The following is a 19095-nucleotide window of genomic DNA, read 5'->3' on the forward strand; positions in this document are numbered from 1 at the left end:
CCCGCCGAAATCCGCCGCCAGCTCGCAGCTGACCGGCAGGCGGCCTGACTGGCCGTTTCGTTCAAGACCGGTCGGGCGACCCGTGCTACTCCGTCATGCAGGAGAACAAAGCATGGCAACACTGGAAGCAAAGATCGTTCACACCACCATCGACCGCGACTGGCGCGCGGTCTATGCCTTCATGGCTAAGCCCGAAAGCATGCCGCGCTGGGCGTCCGGCCTCTCGTCAGGCCTAATCCGCGACGGCGACCATTGGCTTGCGCCGGGCCCTCTCGGCAATGCCCGCGTGCGCTTTGCGCCGGACAACGCCTTCGGCATCACTGATCATCTCGTCACGCTGGAAGACGGCACGGAGGTCCACAATGCGCTGCGCGTCGTCCCGAACGGCGACGGCGCGGAGGTGATGTTCACGCTGCTGCGCCAGCCGGGCATGAGCGCGGAACAATTTGCCGGCGACGCCGGCTGGGTGGCGAAGGATCTCGCCACCTTGAAATCAATCATGGAATCCGGAGAAGACAGATAAAATGGGTAACAAGGGCAACGACAGCCGCATCGACTATGTCGAGTTCAACGTCTCCGACATCGCCGCCGCCAAGGCCTTCTACGGCAGCGCCTTCGGCTGGACCTTCACCGATTACGGTCCGGAATATTGCGAATTCCAGGACGGCCGACTGACCGGCGGCTTCACCACCACCGGCCCTGTCGGCAGCGGCGGGCCGCTGATCATCCTCTATGCCGACACGCTCGAGGACATGCTCGCCCGCGTCGAAAAGGCCGGCGGCAGGATCGTCAAGCCGATCTTTTCCTTCCCCGGCGGAAGACGCTTCCATTTCGCCGACCCGGATGGTTACGAACTGGCGGTCTGGTCGGCGCAGTAAGGCTGAGATACTCAGGGAGGTAGAGCGGGGACGATGGCAGCAGCGTCGCCACACGGGCGCAGTGGCCGCCTCCTCTCCACCCTCATCTCTGTGCTTGTCACAGAAATGATGGAGGTTGAAGAGACGGCAGCGCGTGCCATTCGCGCTGCGTGCCTCGCTGCGTGACCGGCAGTCGACCGATACGTCCGGGACTGCGTCGCCGCCCACCGCAACCTGTGGACAGGCCATCCCGCTTTACGCCGGTTTAATCTCTACACGTCAGAATTGCGCGCGACGAACACGAGGGCGCGCACGAGCATGGCCGACACGCATGATTTTCTGAAGAACTCCGTCATCATCGGCGCCCATCCCGATGACGAGTTGCTGTGGTTCACCTCGATCCTCAACAAGGTCGATGAGGTGATCATCCTTTATCGCGACATCTGGTCTGAGCCGCAGATGGGCGACGCGCGCACCGCTGCGATCAAGGCCTATCCGCGCGGCAACGTGCGCTTCCTCGAAATGGAGGAAACCGGCTCGTTTGACTGCGCCGATTGGACGAACCCGAAGCCCGGCCCTTTCGGCATGGAGTTCGGCACCGAAGGCACGCGCCGCGAAGCCAAGCGCATCGTCAAGAAATCGCTGTCGCAGATCATGCCCGGCAGCTTCCGCCACTCGACCCGGCCGATCGCCCAGGCTTACCGGGACAATTACGAAACGCTCTATCGCACGCTGCTGCCGCTGCTGAAGCCCGACATGAATGTCTTCACCCACAATCCCTGGGGCGAGTATGGCCACGAGGATCACGTGCAGGTCTTCCGGGTACTCGACCGCCTGCGCGACGAGATCGGCTTCAAGCTTTGGATGTCCAACTATTGCACCGAGCGCTCCATGCCGCTCGCCATGCAGTATTTCAGCCGCCGGCCGCAAAACTACATCCGCCTGCCGGCTGACAAGGGTTTTGCCGAGCAGGTGGCCAACATCTATCGCCAGCACGGGTGCTGGACCTGGCGCGACGATTGGGTCTGGTTCGACGACGAGTGTTTCATGGAAGCGCCGTCAAGCAAGCCGGAGAGCGGCGGTTTTCACCTCCTGCCGATGAACCTCTTCAACTTCGGCACGGTCGTGAAGAGGCCGGTCAACACGTCGCTGCTTCTCGGCACGGCGCTGTCGAGCGTCGTCGTCGGCGCCACCATCGCCGCGGCTCTCGAATAGGACGAGCCAAAGTGCCGGCAGCTTCGGTTATCGCTCTCGGGCGAGCGCCGGTTCGGCGAAATAGACCACCATGCGCAGATGCCGGTGTTCGTCCGCCACCAGCGTCTCGTGGCGGAAACGCAGGCTCACGGCTGCAGCATCGATCAGGGATCCGATCCCGCGCCGGGCCTCGTCGCCGCCGGGGGCTGCCCACCAGCGCCTGAAATCGGCCGAAAGGTCCTTGAGGCTTTCGACCAGGGCCAGCATCGACGGATCATCCGGGGCCACGGCGAAATCGTATCGGAACTGGGCGAGCAGCTTCGGCGCGTCTTCGCGCCAGGCGGGCATACGCCGCCGCATCTCGGGATCGGCAAACACCATCTGCAAAATATTGCCAAGCTCCGGCCGCCGGGCACTGAAGCCGAACAGCGCGTCCGCCGCCGCGTTCCAGGCAACGACATCCCAGCGCAGGTTGACCACATAGGCCGGCCGCGCAGTCAACTCATCCAGCAACTGCTGGACCAAAGGCGAAACGGTGACGCGATGATGCGCCTCCGGCGGCGGCGGCCGCTTGTGGGCCAGCAGGAACAGATGGCTGCATTCGGCGTCATCGAGCTTCAGCGCCCGCGCCACATTCAACAGGAACGCCTCCGACACCTTGATGTCGCGCCCCTGCTCGAACCAGGTGTACCAGGTGAGCCCGACGCCGGCGAGCGCTGCCACCTCCTCGCGCCTGAGGCCGGGGGTGCGCCGCCGCCCGTTGAACGCGAGCCCAGCATCGGCCGGCGTCAGCTTCGCCCGGTGCCGCGTCAGAAACTCCGACAGCTCGTTCTTGCTTCGCTCAAGGCTTCGTTCGTTCACGCTATTGCTCTTAGTAATAGGATAAATACTTAAATTGTAACAGGACCAGTGTGCCTTGAAGATGTGGTTTCCGCAACCAGCCCAAGCGAAGACGGAGATCACTTTTGACAATGCTCAGCGACCGACCATCCCACCTCACCGAGGGACACCCCATCCATGCGGACCCCGCAGAACCGCGCGCAGGCCTGCGGGAATGGGCCGGCCTTGCCCTCCTCGCACTCCCCACCATCCTGCTCGGGCTCGATCTGACGCTGCTTCATCTGGCCTTGCCGGCGCTGGCGGCAGACCTGAAGCCCACAAGCACGCAGGCGCTCTGGATCGTCGATGCCTACGGCTTCATGATCGCCGGCTTTCTGATCACCATGGGAACGCTCGGCGATCGCATCGGTCGGCGCAAGCTGCTGATGCTGGGCGCGGCCGCCTTCGGCGCGGCCTCGATCCTTTCGGCCTATTCCACCAGCGCCACCATGCTGATCGCCGCACGCGCGGCCCTCGGCGTTGCCGGCGCAACGCTGATGCCGCCGACGCTGGCACTGATCAGCAACATGTTTTTAAACCCGCACCAGAGGGCACTTGCGATCGGCGTCTGGGCAACCATGTTCGCGCTCGGCATGGCGGCGGGGCCTATCGTCGGCGGCATCCTGCTCGAACGCTACTGGTGGGGTGCGGCCTTCCTCGTGGCGCTGCCGATCGTTGGGCTGCTCCTCATCGTCGCGCCGATCCTGCTGCCGGAATACCGTGCCCCGCAAGCGGAGCGGCTGGACATGACGAGCGTGGCGCTGTCGCTGGCGGGGCTGCTTCCCATCGTCTACGGTATCAAGCAGATCGCCAAGGATGGCTTCGGACTCGCTGCCGTGCTCGGTCTGACCTTCGGCCTCATCGCCACACTCCTCTTTATCCGGCGGCAGCGCCGGTTGAAAAGCCCGCTGATCGACCTAGAGCTCTTCTCCGATCGCGCTTTCCGCACCGCGCTGTTGATCCTCCTGGTCGGCCTGACGGCCGTCGGCGGCACGATGCTGCTCGTCACCCAGTATCTGCAGCTCGTCGTCGGGCTTTCTCCCCTGTCGGCAGGCCTGAGAATGGGACCCTCGGCGCTCGCCATGCTTTTGGCCGGCATCACCGCACCGCTCATCGCCCGGCGCTTCGGCCCCGGCCCCGTGATCGCAACGGCGCTGGCGCTCTCCGTGGTCGGCTACCTCCTGCTCGCCCTACTCGATTCCTCCCCAGGCGGTGTCGGGCTGGTGACGGCCGCATTCGCGCTCGTCTATCTCGGTCTCGGCACCATTGCCGCCCTTGGCACCGATCTCGTCGTCAGTGCAGCGCCTGCCGAAAAGGCCGGATCGGCCTCAGCCCTCTCCGAAGTGGTGCAGGAACTCGGCCTTGCGGTCGGTATCGCCACGCTCGGCAGCCTGACCACCGCCGTCTACCGCGCCGAAATGGCCGGCCAGACGCTTGTCGCCGGCGACATCGGCCACCGGCTGTCGGACAGCCTCGCCGGCGCAGCATCCGTCGCAGCCCAGCTGCCGGCGGGCACGCTGGAGCAAGCCGAGGCCGCCTTCATGACCGGCTTCAACGCAGCCGCCGCCGCCTGCGCGATCGCGATTGCTCTTATGGCGACGCTTGCGGTCGTGGCGTTGCGAAAGCCCGGCGCCAGCAAGGCTGCGAAATCGTGATGGAGCGCCGGCGGTCCCTCGACGGAACTCCCCACTTTAGGGTCGCTGGCAAGCGGTACGCGTTCCGCCAACGACAAAGGCCGCATCCTGCGACGCGGCCTTCTTGATTGTCTGGATCAGTTGCCCCTCACTGTCCTGCCGGACATCTCTCCCCGCCAGGCGGGGAGAGAGACGCTGGGCGCACCCTCTGGTCCCAAACCAGAGGTTCCAACCTGCCGCCATGTCAAAGCATGGTGAAACGTCGAGATACGCAAGGCCGGTGCGGCTTGTCCCTTCTCCCCGTCATGACGGGGAGAAGGTGGCGGCAGCCGGATGAGGGGCAAACCCCTCACCGCGCGGATGAGGGGCGAGCAGCCGTTTGACTGCTAGTCGCTTACTCGCCGCCACCCAGCGAATGCACGAAGATGGCAAGCTGCTTGACGGTGGTGTCGCCGAGGCGCGGCAGCCAGGCGGGCATGACGCCGTGCTTGGGCGCCTTCATCTGGGCGACGATCGCCTGCTCGCTCGAGCCGTTCAGCCACAGCGCATCGGCAAGGTTGGGCGCGCCGAACTCGCGGTTGCCCTTGGCGTCGGCACCGTGGCACGAGGCGCAGTTGGTCTCGAACAACGCCTTGCCCGGCTCCACCATGGATGCATCCGACGGCGTGCCGGTGAGGCTGACGACATAGGCTGCCGTCTGCTTGATCTCCTCGGGCTTGAGGATTTCCGCGAAGGACGGCATCTCCGAGACGCGGGTCTCGTCGTCGCCGTTGTAGCGGATGCCGTGGGCGATCGTCTGGTAGATCTCTTCGGGCTTGCCGCCCCAGAGCCAGTCGTCGTCGTTGAGGTTCGGGAAGCCGGCAGAACCGGCCGCACCCGAGCCGTGGCACTGGGCACAGTTGACCTTGAAGGCCGAGGCGCCGCCGGACACGGCAAAGTGCTGCAGCTGCGGATCGGCCATGATGTCGGCAAGCGAGCTCGAGGCGATCTTCTCGAGGTTGCCGGCCTGCGCCGCCTTGGCGCTCGCAAGCTCCGCACTCACTTCGGCGCGGCTCGAATAGCCGAGCACACCCTTGGTGGCGTCGGTCAGGAGCGGCACGGCCGGATAGACGATCATGTAGCCGACAGCCCAGACGATGGTCGCGTAGAAGGTATAGACCCACCAGCGCGGCATCGGGTTGTTGAGCTCGCGGATACCGTCCCATTCGTGGCCGGTGGTCTCGACGCCGCTGATTTCGTCGACGTGTTTGTCCGCCATTCTATTAATCCTCCTTCAGGGGGATGGCTGCGGCATCATCGGCGGCCTTCTTGGCGCCGGGCCGGAAGATGAAGGCAACGACGCCGAGGAAGAAGAGCGTCATCGCAAGGAGCGCCCAGCTATCGGCGAACTGGCGCATGGCCGTGTAGGTTTCCATGTGCTGATCTCCTTAGCGATAACCGGTGGTGTCGTCGTAGGTGGAGAAGTCGACCAGCGTGCCGAGCATCTGCAGATAGGCGATGAGCGCGTCCATCTCCGTCAGCTTCTGCGGATCGCCGTCGAAGTCGCCGAGCTTGGCCTTCGGATAGCGCCCCTCGACGCCCGACGTGTCGGCGTTCGGATCGGCCTGCGCCTTGATGTCGGCAAGCGCGTTGTCGATCATCTCGTCCGTGTAGGGAACGCCGACCGCCTTGTTCGCCTTGAGGTTGGCGGCGATGTTGTTCACGTCGAGCGGCGTCGCCTTGAGGAAGGCGTAGCTCGGCATGACAGATTCCGGCACCACCGAGCGCGGCTCGATCATGTGCTGCACGTGCCACTCGTTGGAGTAGCGGTCGCCGACGCGCGCCAGGTCCGGCCCGGTGCGCTTGGAGCCCCACTGGAACGGATGGTCGTACATGGATTCCGCCGCCAGCGAGTAGTGACCGTAGCGCTCCACTTCGTCGCGGAACGGGCGGATCATCTGGCTGTGACAGACATAGCAGCCTTCACGCACATAGATGTCGCGGCCGGCGAGCTCCAGCGGCGAATAGGGACGCATGCCCTCCACCTTCTCGATGGTGTTTTCGAGATAGAACAGTGGCGCGATTTCCACGATGCCGCCGACGGAGACGACGAGCAGCGAGCCGACGAGCAGCAGGGTCGCGTTGCGTTCGAGCGTCGCGTGTTTGTCGAGAATGGACATTCTCTATGCCCTCCTATTCCGCAGCCTTGAGCGCGGGCGTCGCACCGAAGATCGGAGCTTCATCGCGCACGCGGCCAAGGATGGTCATGGTTACGTTGAAGGCCATGAGCAGAGCTCCGGCGAGGAAGAGTGCGCCGCCAAGGGCACGCAGCACGTAGTAGGGAACCATGGCCGCGACCGATTCCGCGAAGGAATAGACGAGGAAGCCCTGGTCGTCGTATTCGCGCCACATCAGGCCCTGCTGGATGCCGGCAACCCACATGACCGCCGCATAGACGACGATGCCGAGGGTGGCGAGCCAGAAGTGCCAGTTGACCATGCGCACGCTGTAGAGGCGCTCGCGGTTCCACAGCTTCGGAACGAGGTAGTAGATCGCGCCGAAGGTGATCAGGCCGTTCCAGCCGAGCGCGCCCGAATGCACGTGGCCGATGGTCCAGTCGGTGTAGTGGCTGAGCGAGTTGACCGTCTTGATCGACATCATCGGACCTTCGAAGGTCGCCATGCCGTAGAAGGCAACGGCCATGACCATCATGCGGATGATCGGATCGGTCCGGATCTTGTCCCAGGCGCCCGAAAGCGTCATCAGGCCGTTGATCATGCCGCCCCAGGAGGGCATCCAGAGCATGACCGAGAACACCATGCCGAGCGTCTGCGCCCAGTCGGGCAGCGCGGTGTAGTGCAGGTGGTGCGGGCCCGCCCAGATGTACATGAAGATCAGCGACCAGAAGTGGATGATCGACAGGCGGTAGGAATAGACCGGGCGGTTCGCCTGCTTCGGGATGAAGTAATACATCATGCCAAGGAAGCCGGCCGTCAGGAAGAAGCCGACGGCATTATGCCCGTACCACCATTGCGTCAGCGCATCCTGCACCCCAGCAAAGGCCGAGTAGCTCTTGGAGCCGAGGAAGGAGACCGGAACCGCCAGGTTGTTGACGATGTGCAGCATCGCGATCGTGACGATGAAGGCGAGGTAGAACCAGTTGGCCACATAGATATGCGGCTCCTTGCGGGTCAGAAGCGTGCCGAGGAAGACGGCGAGATAGGCGACCCAGACGATCGTCAGCCACAGGTCCACATACCATTCCGGCTCGGCATATTCCTTCGACTGGGTGATCCCCAGCAGGTAGCCGGTGGCGGCCATGATGATGAAGAGCTGGTAGCCCCAGAACACGAACCAGCCGAGATTGCCGCCGAAGAGGCGCGCGCGGCTGGTGCGCTGGACGATGTAGAACGAGGTCGCGATCAGCGCGTTGCCGCCGAAGGCGAAGATGACCGCCGAGGTGTGCAGCGGCCGCATGCGGCCGAAGTTGAACCAGGGCTCGATGTTGAGGTCCGGGAAGGCAAGCTGGAGCGCAACCACGACGCCGACGAGAAATCCGACGACGCCCCAAAAGACGGTGGCGATCACGCCGTATTTGACCACCTCGTCAAAATACTCCGACTGGGGTGGCGGCGGTGACGCCCTGCCCGCGGAAGCCGGGCTGAACTCGATGCGGCGCATCAAAAGGATGGTGCCGGCAAGAAGCGTGAAGAACAGCACCCACATATGGGCTTCGAAGTGCCGGTCCTGGGCAAGCCCGGCGCCGACAAGCGCCAGGAATGCACCGACCCCGAGCAGGATCATCTCGAATGTGTATTTCATGGTTGGGTCCCCAACTTGGTCCGAACGCACGCAACGACACCCCGAAACGAGGGGTGTCACCGCAGCTTGCCGGAAAGTGTCAGAATCGGGGCAAGCCGGCCTTGATTCAGATCAAGGCTTTGCCACCTCGTTTGGATCATCCTCGGCAAACAATAGGGAGCGCCGTGGGAGTTGGCGTCTGGAGCCGATGAAAAAGACTTTTGAAGACGGACGAATCCGCAGCCGACTGGACCCAGCCCCCCGGCGGGAACCCGTGGCCGAGCCGTTTGCCTGGCTTGCCCGCGCCCACGAGGAGCAGCTGGCGCTCTGCAATTGCCTGGAGGAAATCGCCGACAGCCTGCCGGCCGACATCGACCGGCAGAAATGCGTCTATGCCGCCAAGGTGCTGGAGCCGCTGATCCGCGAGATGCATTCGGGCGAAGAAAACCTGGTCTTCCCCTGGATCGAGCGCACCTACCGCTCGGACCCGACGCTCGGCGCGACGCTGGAGCGGCTGAAATACGAGCATTGCGAGGACGAGTGCTTCGCCGAGGAACTGACCGAAATGCTGGAGCGCCTCGGCGCCGCCGACGAGACGGTCAATGCCGAGACCGCCGGCTACATGCTGCGCGGCTTCTTCACGAGCCTCAGGCGGCATGTCGGCTTCGAGCAGGAATGTCTGCGCAGCATTACCGCGCCGGTCGGATAGACCCGCCGTTCGACCAGCGCGCCGCAATGCGGACACGTCTCGCGGCCGTTATCCGGCCGCGCTTTCCCTTCTGCATTTTCGATTGATGCCGCCGGAACCGGCGCTTCAGGCTGCGATCGCGCGGCGGCGGTCGGCATGTTCCTGGATCACCAGGATGGCGCCGATCAGCTTGCCGGTGCTCGACATGCACGGCGTCAGCCGGCAGCGCACGACGACCGTGCGCGCATCGACCGTCTTGGCGAAGGTGTAGTCCACCACCTCGCCGGCGAAACACCGATCGAGATAGGATTTCACCCGCATCTCGAACCGCTGGATGCCGATGAACTCGACGATATGCCGGCCGATCAGGTCCATCGGGCGGCTTTCCAGATGCTCGGCATTGCGCGGATTGGTGTAGAGATAGCGGTAGTCGGGCGTGATCACCGCCAACCGGTCCGGGAAGCTGTCGAGGATCGCCTCGTTGAGCAATCCTTCGTCCGCCCTGCCCTTGTTCGGTTGCGCCGGCAGGCGCTCCAGCTGCAGGTCGTCAAGGTTCTCCGCGCCGGTCGCTGCGAAATAGCGGTTGATCAGCGATTGCAGCAACTGCGAATGGCGCAGCACGCAGGAAATGTCGTCGGCTTCGACGCGCAGTATGTCGATCAGGAACTGGAACTGAAGCCGGGCGTCTTCGACGCTCACCGCCTTCTCGTCGTAGACGGACCTCAGAATAGGATCCAATTCGCGATCCAGAATCCCGATCAAATGCTCGTCTGCCGTACGTACGGCATACTGCAGCTGCGAATACTTGAACCAGAACAGCTCAATCAGTGCGTTCAATTCGAAACCCCAATTCCCCCACGGCAAAGCCGCTTCGATGCACTTACAAAACAGGCGTAGATGCTCAGGACACTGATCTGGTTCTTGACGTTTCCCCCACCCCTTTCGCGTAAAACCGCACCGCTCGGGTCATCCAAAGCGCTTGCAGGCATTTTCTCACGCGACAGGCATAAGTTTACACTCATTGCGATAGCGTTCAACAGCAGAAAGAAAAACTTAACGCTTACGCACGTTTTCGAGGGAGAATCGGCGCCGATGTCCCCGCGTAGCTGGCAAAACGCAAAGCCCGACACAAGGGGTGCCGGGCTTGCAGGAACGTCAAGCCTGCTTGCGCTAGGCGCAATCAGGCGCTGTTCAGATGCGAAAGAGAATCAGTCTTTCAGATAACGCTTGATGTGCCAGCGGTCGTGATACCAGAGCCATTGGCCCGGATATTCCCGCACCCAGCTCTCCACCTTGTCGTTCAGCACCTGCGCCGTCGCAGTGACGTCGACGCTGCCGTCGGCCTTGCGGGGAATGGCGATCGCCGGTTCGATTTCCAGGCGGAAACGGCCACCCGGCAAGCGGATGCAGCGGGCCGGATAGACCTCGCAGTTGAACTGGCGCACGAGCTTGGCGAGCAGCGGGTTGGTCTGCACGTCCTGGCCGAAGAACTTGGTCTTCAGCCCCTTGCGGAACTTCTGGTCGACGAGGACGCCGACGCCCTGGCCGCGCTCCAGCTGGCGGGCGAGCGCAAAGGACGAGCCCGCATGCGACGGCACGAGCTTACCCATGCGTTCGGCGCGGAAGTTGAAGACCTTCTCGGCCACGTAAGGATTGTTCGGCGGACGGAAGAGCACCGTCACGTCGAGCCCGAAGGCGGATCCGGCGACCGGCAGCATCTCGAAATTGCCGCTGTGCGCGGTAAAAACGATGAAAGGGCGCGGATTGTCGCGAAGCTCGAGGAACAAGGGAATGCCCGAGACCTCGACCCGGCCCGGCGTCGTGCGTTCCGGATCGAAATCGAAGAGCCGGTCGAGAAACACGTACTCGGCCGCCATGCGACCCATGTTGCCCCAGCTTTCGAGCGCGATCTCGTTGATCTCCGCTTCGCTCTTTTCCGGAAACGCGTTGCGCAGGTTGGTCAGCGTCAGCTTCTGGCGGCTGGTCTTCGGGCCGATGAACCGCAGGGCGCGATCCATGAAGCTGATCGCGCCGTCGGCGGGAAACATCTTCAGGATCGTCAGAAGCAGAAACACGAACTGCGCAATCAGCCATTGGCGGAAACGATCCGCCGCCAGCACCAGCCGTGTGATCACCATGCGCACAGTCGATCAATCCATCTTCAGGATGATCTTGCCGAAGATCTGGCGCGACTCCATGCGCTCCAGTGCCCGGTCGATCTGGTCGAGGGTGATTTCAGTGTCGATGACCGGATGCACGAGACCGCGCGCCATCTTCTGCATGGCGTTCGCCATGTTCTCCATGCGGCAGCCGAACGAGCCGAGCAGCTTGAGCTGTTGCTGGAAGAGCATCATCAGGTTCATGTCGGTGGAGACGCCCGAGGTGGAGCCGCAGGTAACGAGACGTCCGCCGCGCTTCATGCAGAGCATGGAGCCGGCCCAGGTGTCCTTGCCGACGTGTTCGAACACGACGTCGACGCCCTTCTTCTTGGTGAGCTTGCGCACGACGCCTTCGAAACGGTCGGTGCGGTAGTTGATGACGTGATCGGCGCCGAGCGCCTTGGCCTTCTCGATCTTGTCGTCCGAGCCGACGGTGGTGATCACGGTGCAACCGATCTTCTTGGCAAGCTGGATCGCCGCCGAGCCGATGCCGGAGCCGCCGGCGTGCACGAGGATGGTTTCACCGGGCTCGAGCTTGGCGTTGTCGAACAGCATGTGCTCGACGGTACCGAAGGTCACCGGAGCAAGGGCGGCGGCAACCGCATCGACGCCCGGAGGGGCCGGTACCAGCAGGCGCGCCGGCAGGTTGATCTTTTCCTGCGCAAAGCCGTCGAGGTGGAAGCCGTGAACGCCGCCCACATGTTCGCAGAGGTTGTCACGACCTTCCTTGCACGGACGGCAGAGGCCGCAGGTACGCGCACCGTAGACCGAGACGAGCTGGCCCGGAAGCACGCTCGAAACGCCCGGGCCGATCTGATCGACGACGCCGGAGGCTTCCGCACCGATGACGAGCGGCATCTTGCGCTTGGCGAACGCCATGCCGCGCCAGCCCCAGACGTCGATGTGGTTGAGCGCAACCGCCTTGACGCGCAGCGTCACCTCGCCCGGGCCGGGTGCTTCCGGTTCCGGAATGTCGGTGATTTCAAGCTTGCGGTCATCGAGCAGTTGCAGGGCGCGCATGGTTCTTCCTTTAGATCTCTTTACATAGTCGAGCGGCTGGGCCGTGCTGACTGGCATATATACACTTTGGGAGAGTGGCGCAGCACCCCTCTCTGGCCTGCCGGCCATCTCCCCCAAAAGGGGGAGATCGACCCACGGCAAGCTTATCGCTTCAACGGTGGGCTCAGCTTCGGCCCCCCTTGATGAGCAGGACAGCGCTACACCCGATCTCCCCTCGTGCGGGAGATGCCCGGCAGGGTACAGGCGGCAGCGCCAAATCGTATTGCCCTCGACTTGGCTCAGGCCGGCTCGGCCGTCATCACCAGGCTGGCGTTCTGGCCGCCGAAGCCGAAGGAGTTTGACAGCACCGCAGAAACCTGCTGGCTGCGCTTCACGTTCGGCACGACGTCGAGCACGATCGCCGGATCGGGGTTCTGGTAGTTGATCGTCGGCGGCAGCGTGCCGGTCAGCATCGTCTGGATCGAGAACACCGCCTCGACCGCACCGGCGGCCGTCAGGGTGTGACCGATCATCGACTTGTTGGACGAGACCGGGATCGACGGCAGGCGATCGCCGAAGACGGCCGACATCGACAGATATTCCATCTTGTCGTTCTCGGGCGTCGAGGTGCCGTGCGCGTTGATGTAGCCAATGCCGGTTTCATCGATGCCGGCGTCGGCAAGCGCCGCCCGGATCGTCGCGATGGCCGGGCCACCGTCCGGAGAGGAGCGCGTGCGGTGGAACAGGTCGGCCTTCTCGCCGCAGCCCTTCAGGATGCCGTAGACGCGGGCGCCGCGGGCAACGGCGGCTTCCAGCGATTCCAGCACCAGCGTCGCTGCACCTTCGGCGATGACGAAGCCGTCACGGTCCTTGGTGAAGGGCTTGGAGGCCTTTTCCGGCGGATCGTTCTGGGTGGAGAGCGCGGAAAGCAGCGCAAAGCGGATCAACGCTTCGGCGCTGACCGAACCATCGGTCGCAACCGTCAGCGCGCGATCGGTGCGGCCCTGGCGGATCGCCTCGACGCCGAGCTGGATCGCGGTCGCGCCGGAAGCGCAGGCGGTCGACAGCGTCACCGGCAAGCCGCGCGTGCCGAAGCGATCGGCAAGGCGCTCGGAGATCGAGCCGAAGAGCACGGCCTCATGGAACACCGGATCGGCCTTCTGGCGCATCGCAGCGAGGAAACGGTTATAGGCATCGCCTGGCTGTTCGGAAGGCGGCGAACGATCGGCAAGCTCGAAGCGTGCGCTCCATTCCGGCTCGATCGGCGGGGCGGCCAGAAACAGCGGGCCGTTGAAGTCGCCGGAAAGCCCGGCCTGCGCCAGCGCTTCCAGCGTCGTCTCGCGCGCCATGGCATAGGAACGCTCGACGGAGTTGGCCGCCGGCACCTCGATGAAATCGACCATGCCGGAGATGCGGGTGTTGAGGCCTTCCGTCGGGAAACGGGTGATCTTGCGGATGCCGGAGACACCGCCGGTCAGCGCCGACCAGTTGTCTTCCAGGCCCTGACCGAGCGAGGTAATGACGCCCATGCCGGTAACGGCGACGATCGGGCGGCCGAGGTGATCCTTGTAAGCGTTGCTCATCAATCGTTCCTCTTATTCGGCCGAAAGGACCGCGACGCCTTCGCCGCGTGAATGACCGACGGTGGTCACGACCGCCGACCGGGCAGCAGCCGTCATCGGCTGTTCGAAGCTGGCGTCGAAGGCCGGAACCTTGGCGCCGTGGCCGAGCGTAAGCGCTGCCAGTGCTAGGCCCGCAGGAAACTGCGCCTCGATGCTGTGCCCGACGATGCCGCCATAGGCACGCACCGGCGCGCCGGCCAGATTGGCCTGCAGGAACGCCTTTTCGCTGGCGACGAGGTTATGAAAACCGGACGTGCCGGAAAAGACCACCGTGCCTGCCGGATCGAGCTTTTCGGCCGGTTTCGCAAGGTCCGCAAGGCGTGCCTCGAGCTTGCCGTCCGTGCGACTGCCGCGGTCGCTGCCGATCGCGTCGATCGTCGCATAGATGCGGGCGCCACGGGCTTCGGCGTACTCGCGTGATTCCAGCACCAGGAAGGCGCCGACCGACCCGGGGATCATGCCGCCACCGTTGTCACGACTGCGCGACCAAATCGGGTGCCAGTCACCGGTTGCCTGGCCCTGGATCGCCTCGATCATCAACATGATGTCCAGGCGCTCGGCCGAAAACGCGCCGCCGACGAGCGTATGCGTCGACTGGCCGGCCTTGATCCGGGCAAAGGCGGTTTCGATCGCCGAGATACCGGCCGCTTCTTCGCCCATGAAGGTGCGCGACGACCCGGTGACCTTGTGCACGATCGAGATGTTGCCGGCGAGCAGGTTGGAAAGCTGGGCGAGAAACAGCGTCGGGCGCAGTTCGGTCGTCAGCTTTTCGTTGAGCAGCTGTTCGCGGTCGTTGCGCTTCAGCGCCTCGTCCACGATCAGCGAATCGACGTTGATGTCACGCTCGCCGCCGCCGGCAGCGACGATCATGTCCATGCTGCCGCAGGCTTCAAGATTGTCCTTCAAGCCGGCGTCATCCAGCGCCAGGCCCGCGGAAAAGACGCCGAGGCGCTGCCAGTTTTCCATCTGGCGCTGGTCGCCACGCTTGGCGATCTGCTGCGACCAGTCGATTTCCGGCAGCGGATGCACCGGATAGGGGCTGAACTTCTCGGTCTCGACGCGCGCGGCCGGCGACGTGCCGGCGGTGAGCATCGCCAGATGCGGCTCGACGCCGACGCCCTGGCTGGTGACGATACCGATGCCGGTAATCACAACGTCGTTTGCAGATTTGCTCATCTTACTTCTCCGAACCGGCCGCCGCTGAAAGCGCCGCCATCAGACCCACTTCTCCAGCCCGCTTGCGCACGATATCGCCGAGCGGAACCTGATCGAACGGCATGGTCCGCAGCTTCAGCTGGGCATCGCAGACCTTCTTGCCGCCAGAGGTGATCTTCGCCTTGGTGACGGCAAAGCCTGAACCTTCATGCTCGAGGAACGCTTCGATCTCGAGTTCGGCCGAGGGCTCGACGAAGGTCCGCATCTTGGCGCCGTCGACCGACATCAGGAAGGGCATGGCAGCGAAATTGGTAGCGGCGAGCACCAGGAAACCGGAGGCCTGCGCCATGGTCTCGATCAGAAGCACGCCGGGCACCAGCGGGTAGCCCGGGAAATGGCCTTCGAACACCGGGCTCTTCTCCGGCACGACGGACCGCGCCGTCAGCCGGCCAGCCGAAAGATCGACCGTTTCGACACGATCGATCATCTGGAAGTATTCAAGGAGCATTGAGGCTCACCCCGTTGGTTTCGGGCTCAAGTAAAAACGCCAATGCCGCCTGTCAAGCGCGGGGCGCGACGGGCGGCATTGGAAATCGAGTGGCAAGGCTCGGGCGAAAGCCCGATCAGCCCTTGGCAGCCCGCAGTTCGTCGATCTTGGCGCAGAGGTTCTTCAGAACGAAGTATTCTTCGGTCGAAACCTTGCCTTCGTTGACTTCCTGCGTCCACTGCTCGAGCGGAATCTTGATGCCGAATTCCTTGTCGATCGCAAACACGATGTCGAGGAAGTCCAGGCTGTCGATGCCGAGATCGTCGATCGTGTGGCTTTCCGGCGTGATCGTCTCGCGATCGATCTCGCTCGTTTCCGCGATGATGTCGGCAACCTTGTCGAATGTAGCTGTCACGCGCATACCTCTAATATTTTAAAGTCGAGTCTCGGCGATCCTATAGGTAAATGCGCCGCAAAAGCCAATGGCCTTGATGCCAAAGGCTTTCGAATTGGAAAACGGTGTTGCGACGGAGCATGGCTCAGACCGCCACCGAATGCCGGCCGCGGCCATTGCCGAGATAGGCGTCGAAGGTGGCCGCAACCGAGCGGGCAAAGGGCCTGCCGCGTTCGGTCAGGCGGAAAATCCCGCTTTCGATCGTCGTCAGCCCGTCCACATCGCGTGCCCGGAAGAGCCGCGCCTCCTCGATCACCGCGCCGGCAAGCCCCGGGAAGTCCCGCTCGATCTCGTCGAAAGAGAAGGCAAAGCGGCACATGACGTCGGCAATCACTTTTGCTCTCAAGATGTCGTCCGGTGTGAAGCGGTAACCACGCACGGCTGCCAGCCCGGTGTTTTCCACATGGCGCAGATATTCGCCGGTGGCCGGCATGTTCTGGACATAACCTTGACGAAACTGACCGATCGCCGAGGCGCCGAGACCAATGAGCGTTTCGGCCGCGTCGTCGGTATAGCCCTGGAAATTGCGACGGAGACGCCCTTCCCTGTTGGCCCGCGCCAGGCTGTCGTCCGGCTTTGCGAAATGGTCGATACCGATTGCCTCGTAGCCGGCAGCAACCAGCATCTCGGCCGCGCGGCTCATCTGCGCGAAACGCTCGACGATGCCGGGCAGGCTTTCGTCCGGAATCATCTTCTGGTGCGTCTTCATCCATGGCACATGGGCGTAGCCGAAGAGTGCGACGCGATCAGGCGCGAGCGAAAGCACGGCCTCCATCGTCCGCTCCAGCGACTGGAGGCTCTGATAGGGCAAACCATAGAGCACGTCGCAATTGACCGAGTGCACGCCCCGTGCCCGGGATGCCTCGATCGCGTCGCGCGTCTGCTCGAAGGTCTGGATGCGGTTGATCGCCTTCTGTACGACCGGATCGAAATCCTGGATGCCGAAGCTCGCCCGCGTCATGCCGATCTTGGCCAACGCGTCATGGCGCGCTTCGTCGAGATCGTTCGGGTCCATCTCGACGCTGATCTCGCAATCGGGCGCAAAGGTGAAGTGTGAGGCAAAAGCACGCTTCAGCGCGATCATGTCGTCGGGCCTGACGAGCGTCGGCGAGCCGCCGCCGAAATGCAGCGCCGTCACCCTGGCCTCGCGGTTCACCCGGTTGCCGATTTCTGCAACCTCGCGATGCAGGCCGGCTAGATAGGTTGCCACCGGATCATAGCGCAGCGTCTGCTTCGTATGGCAGGCACAGAACCAACAGAGCCTGTCGCAATAGGGCACGTGCGCATAGAGCGAGATCGCCTCGCCCGCACGGATCGCACCGAGCCAGCCTTGATAGTCAACCGGCCCCACCGCCTCGGAAAAATGCGGTGCGGTCGGGTAGCTGGTGTAGCGCGGCACAGGGCTCGCATGCTTGAGGATGAGCGCGTCGTCCATAAGTCTCTCCGCTGTCATGAAGACGGCTTAGGACGGATCGGCAAAGAGGCCTTTGATTTTGATCAAGTCGCCGAATTAACACGTTAAAATTGACAATGCTCAAGCTGGCATGAGACATTGTTTCGCGCTTTCGGAATTAGCACCTGTCAACTCTTGATTTAACGACCCGCATCCTCTTTGGTCATCCAGAGACCAACGGCGTGCAGGTAGAAAGAATTGCAGATCGTGAACGAACATCGTCGCAAGGATATCCATAATTCGGAGGTTCCAGCCGTCTGCGCCGCCTGCGAGGCGCGCCATGGCGGCGTTTGCGGCACGCTCACCCCGGATCAGCTGCTCGACCTCAGCCGCCATTCGACTCGCCGCAGCATCGAGCCCGGCCGCGAGGTCATCGGCCAAGGCGAAGCGACCGAGAGCTATGCCAACATCATCAACGGTGTCGTCAAGCTCAGCAAGGTTCTGGCCGACGGCCGGCAGCAGATCGTCGGCCTGCAGTTTGCCCCTGATTTCATGGGCCGGCCCTTTACCCGCGAGAGCGCCCTGACGGCGGAAGCGGCCGTCGATACCGACATCTGTTGTTTCCCTCGCACCGTCATCGATCGCCTGGTCTCCGAAGCGCCCAACCTCGAGCACCGGCTGCACGAGCAGGCGCTGAAGGAGCTCGACGAGGCGCGCGACTGGATGCTGACGCTCGGCCGCAAGACCGCGCAGGAAAAGGTCGCGAGTTTCCTCTACATCATCGCCACCCATATCGACCCGGAAAACGGCACCTCGAACGAGTTCGACCTGCCGCTGTCGCGCGCCGACATCGCCGACTATCTCGGCCTCACCATCGAGACCGTCAGCCGCCAGATCACCAAGCTGCGCAAGGAGAACGTCATCCGCATCGAAAACAGCCGCCACGTCACCGTGCCGAGCCTCGACCGGTTGATGCATGTGGCCGGGATCGACTGAGCGGCGCTCGGCGGCGCTCAGTCGCCCTGGCTCGACGCCGCACAAAACATCTGCACAAGATTGCCCCCTTACCCTAACCCTCTCCCTGCAGGCGGGGAGAGGTTACGAGCGCGGCCGCAGCGCCGCCTTCCGCGGCGCCGCCATAGCTGAAAATCAAACGGGCCTGTGGAGAACGAGCGGGTGCTGCAACATCCCTTCTCCCCGTAGAAAACGGGGAGAAGGTGCCGGCAGGCGGATGAGGGGCGCAAGTCTTGACGAGAGCCGGCAGCCCTATGCCGTCACCGCGTAATCACGATCCGCGTGTTCGCCAACCCGTGTTCCTTGGTGAGGGCGAAAAACTCCGCCGCATTGTTGGGATGCAGCCGCACGCAGCCGTGCGAGGCCGGGCGGCCGAGCCGCTTGATGTCGTAGGTCGCGTGGATGGCGTAGCCGCCGTTGAAGAACACGGCGTAAGGCATTGGCGCATCGTCGTACTTGCGCGAACGGTGGTTACGCGAGAGCCACTTCGCACTCCAGCTGCCGCGTGGCGTCACATAGCCCTTGCGCGCCGTCGAGACCTTCCAGCGATACATCACGATGCCGTTCTGGCTGACGGTCATCGTCTGCGACGACAGGCTGATATCGGCAATCAGATTGGCGGCGTTCGCGGGTTGAACGGTAAACTGCAGCAGGGCGGCAATCAGCGCAGTCAGAAGGCTTTTGCGCATGCTTCTCTCTCCGGGAAGACGAACACGTACCGGTGGAACCAAACGTTCCAGGAGAATAACTGATCGAATATGATACGATCTTAATACATAT

Annotated in this window: 20 protein-coding genes; 6 read left to right on the forward strand and 14 right to left on the reverse strand. The window is 63.3% G+C overall.

Annotated features, from left to right (window positions below):
* Positions 1-112 precede the first annotated feature (112 nt).
* From L981_RS14665 to L981_RS14675, 3 genes are all read left to right on the forward strand, one after another.
* Positions 113-523: an SRPBCC family protein gene (locus L981_RS14665; RefSeq protein WP_043617314.1), complete on the forward strand. Its 411-nt coding sequence runs from the start codon at positions 113-115 to the stop codon at positions 521-523.
* Between the two features lies 1 nt (position 524).
* Complete coding sequence (locus tag L981_RS14670) at positions 525-878, forward strand: VOC family protein (RefSeq protein WP_043617317.1); 354 nt, start codon at positions 525-527, stop codon at positions 876-878.
* A 297-nt stretch (positions 879-1175) separates the two neighbouring features.
* Positions 1176-2072 carry a hypothetical protein gene (locus tag L981_RS14675; protein WP_043617320.1) on the forward strand — a complete coding sequence of 299 codons (897 nt, stop codon included), beginning with the start codon at positions 1176-1178 and terminating at the stop codon, positions 2070-2072.
* A 27-nt stretch (positions 2073-2099) separates the two neighbouring features.
* Here L981_RS14675 and L981_RS14680 read toward each other — a convergent pair whose 3' ends face one another.
* The gene (locus L981_RS14680) at positions 2100-2912 is read right to left on the reverse strand and encodes a helix-turn-helix transcriptional regulator (RefSeq protein WP_043617322.1); all 813 of its coding nucleotides are present in this window, start codon (positions 2910-2912) and stop codon (positions 2100-2102) included.
* Positions 2913-3022: 110 nt separating this feature from the next.
* On the opposite strand from L981_RS14680, the gene L981_RS14685 reads away from it, so the two are divergent.
* Positions 3023-4585 carry an MFS transporter gene (locus L981_RS14685; protein ID WP_043617323.1) on the forward strand — a complete coding sequence of 521 codons (1563 nt, stop codon included), beginning with the start codon at positions 3023-3025 and terminating at the stop codon, positions 4583-4585.
* Between the two features lie 373 nt (positions 4586-4958).
* Here the strand turns inward: L981_RS14685 and ccoP are convergent, their stop codons facing one another.
* The 4 genes from ccoP to ccoN are packed head-to-tail and all read right to left on the reverse strand — an operon-like array spanning position 4959 to position 8365.
* Positions 4959-5822, reverse strand: a complete 864-nt coding sequence (gene ccoP, locus L981_RS14690; protein WP_043617325.1) for a cytochrome-c oxidase, cbb3-type subunit III — start codon at positions 5820-5822, stop codon at positions 4959-4961.
* A gap of 4 nt (positions 5823-5826) precedes the next feature.
* A complete protein-coding gene (locus L981_RS14695) occupies positions 5827-5979 on the reverse strand; it encodes a CcoQ/FixQ family Cbb3-type cytochrome c oxidase assembly chaperone (RefSeq protein ID WP_034788377.1) in 153 nt (50 codons plus the stop codon).
* A 12-nt stretch (positions 5980-5991) separates the two neighbouring features.
* Positions 5992-6723 (reverse strand): cytochrome-c oxidase, cbb3-type subunit II, encoded by a 732-nt coding sequence (ccoO, locus tag L981_RS14700; protein ID WP_034788367.1) that lies wholly within the window; start codon positions 6721-6723, stop codon positions 5992-5994.
* 13 nt (positions 6724-6736) lie between these two features.
* Entirely contained in the window at positions 6737-8365 is a 1629-nt protein-coding gene (gene ccoN, locus L981_RS14705; protein WP_043617330.1) for a cytochrome-c oxidase, cbb3-type subunit I, read from the reverse strand.
* 253 nt (positions 8366-8618) lie between these two features.
* Between ccoN and L981_RS14710 the strand changes: the two genes are divergently transcribed.
* Entirely contained in the window at positions 8619-9053 is a 435-nt protein-coding gene (locus L981_RS14710; protein ID WP_371258871.1) for a hemerythrin domain-containing protein, read from the forward strand.
* 105 nt (positions 9054-9158) lie between these two features.
* On the opposite strand, the gene L981_RS14715 is transcribed toward L981_RS14710, so the two are convergent.
* The 8 genes from L981_RS14715 to hemN all read right to left on the reverse strand — a co-directional run bounded on the left by L981_RS14715 (position 9159) and on the right by hemN (position 17343).
* The gene (locus L981_RS14715) at positions 9159-9869 is read right to left on the reverse strand and encodes a PAS domain-containing protein (protein ID WP_043617333.1); all 711 of its coding nucleotides are present in this window, start codon (positions 9867-9869) and stop codon (positions 9159-9161) included.
* Between the two features lie 371 nt (positions 9870-10240).
* A complete protein-coding gene (locus L981_RS14720; RefSeq protein ID WP_043617336.1) occupies positions 10241-11170 on the reverse strand; it encodes a lipid A biosynthesis lauroyl acyltransferase in 930 nt (309 codons plus the stop codon).
* 12 nt (positions 11171-11182) lie between these two features.
* A complete protein-coding gene (locus L981_RS14725) occupies positions 11183-12211 on the reverse strand; it encodes a zinc-binding dehydrogenase (protein WP_043617339.1) in 1029 nt (342 codons plus the stop codon).
* 278 nt (positions 12212-12489) lie between these two features.
* Positions 12490-13773 carry a beta-ketoacyl-ACP synthase gene (locus L981_RS14730; RefSeq protein WP_043617343.1) on the reverse strand — a complete coding sequence of 428 codons (1284 nt, stop codon included), beginning with the start codon at positions 13771-13773 and terminating at the stop codon, positions 12490-12492.
* Between the two features lie 12 nt (positions 13774-13785).
* Entirely contained in the window at positions 13786-14988 is a 1203-nt protein-coding gene (locus L981_RS14735) for a beta-ketoacyl-ACP synthase (protein WP_043617345.1), read from the reverse strand.
* Position 14989: 1 nt separating this feature from the next.
* On the reverse strand, positions 14990-15475 hold the full coding sequence (locus L981_RS14740) for a 3-hydroxyacyl-ACP dehydratase FabZ family protein (protein ID WP_034788315.1): 486 nt from the start codon (positions 15473-15475) through the stop codon (positions 14990-14992).
* 115 nt (positions 15476-15590) lie between these two features.
* Positions 15591-15875: an acyl carrier protein gene (locus L981_RS14745; RefSeq protein ID WP_089044188.1), complete on the reverse strand. Its 285-nt coding sequence runs from the start codon at positions 15873-15875 to the stop codon at positions 15591-15593.
* Positions 15876-15993: 118 nt separating this feature from the next.
* The gene (gene hemN, locus L981_RS14750; RefSeq protein ID WP_043617348.1) at positions 15994-17343 is read right to left on the reverse strand and encodes an oxygen-independent coproporphyrinogen III oxidase; all 1350 of its coding nucleotides are present in this window, start codon (positions 17341-17343) and stop codon (positions 15994-15996) included.
* Between the two features lie 216 nt (positions 17344-17559).
* Here hemN and L981_RS14755 point away from each other — a divergent pair, with 216 nt between their 5' ends.
* Positions 17560-18297, forward strand: a complete 738-nt coding sequence (locus L981_RS14755; protein ID WP_052201805.1) for a Crp/Fnr family transcriptional regulator — start codon at positions 17560-17562, stop codon at positions 18295-18297.
* Positions 18298-18575: 278 nt separating this feature from the next.
* Here L981_RS14755 and L981_RS14760 read toward each other — a convergent pair whose 3' ends face one another.
* The gene (locus tag L981_RS14760; RefSeq protein ID WP_043617351.1) at positions 18576-19004 is read right to left on the reverse strand and encodes a L,D-transpeptidase; all 429 of its coding nucleotides are present in this window, start codon (positions 19002-19004) and stop codon (positions 18576-18578) included.
* Between the last annotated feature and the right edge of the window lie 91 nt (positions 19005-19095).

The sequence above is a fragment of the Ensifer sp. ZNC0028 genome, assembly GCF_000799055.1.
Taxonomy (GTDB): Bacteria; Pseudomonadota; Alphaproteobacteria; order Rhizobiales; family Rhizobiaceae; genus Ensifer.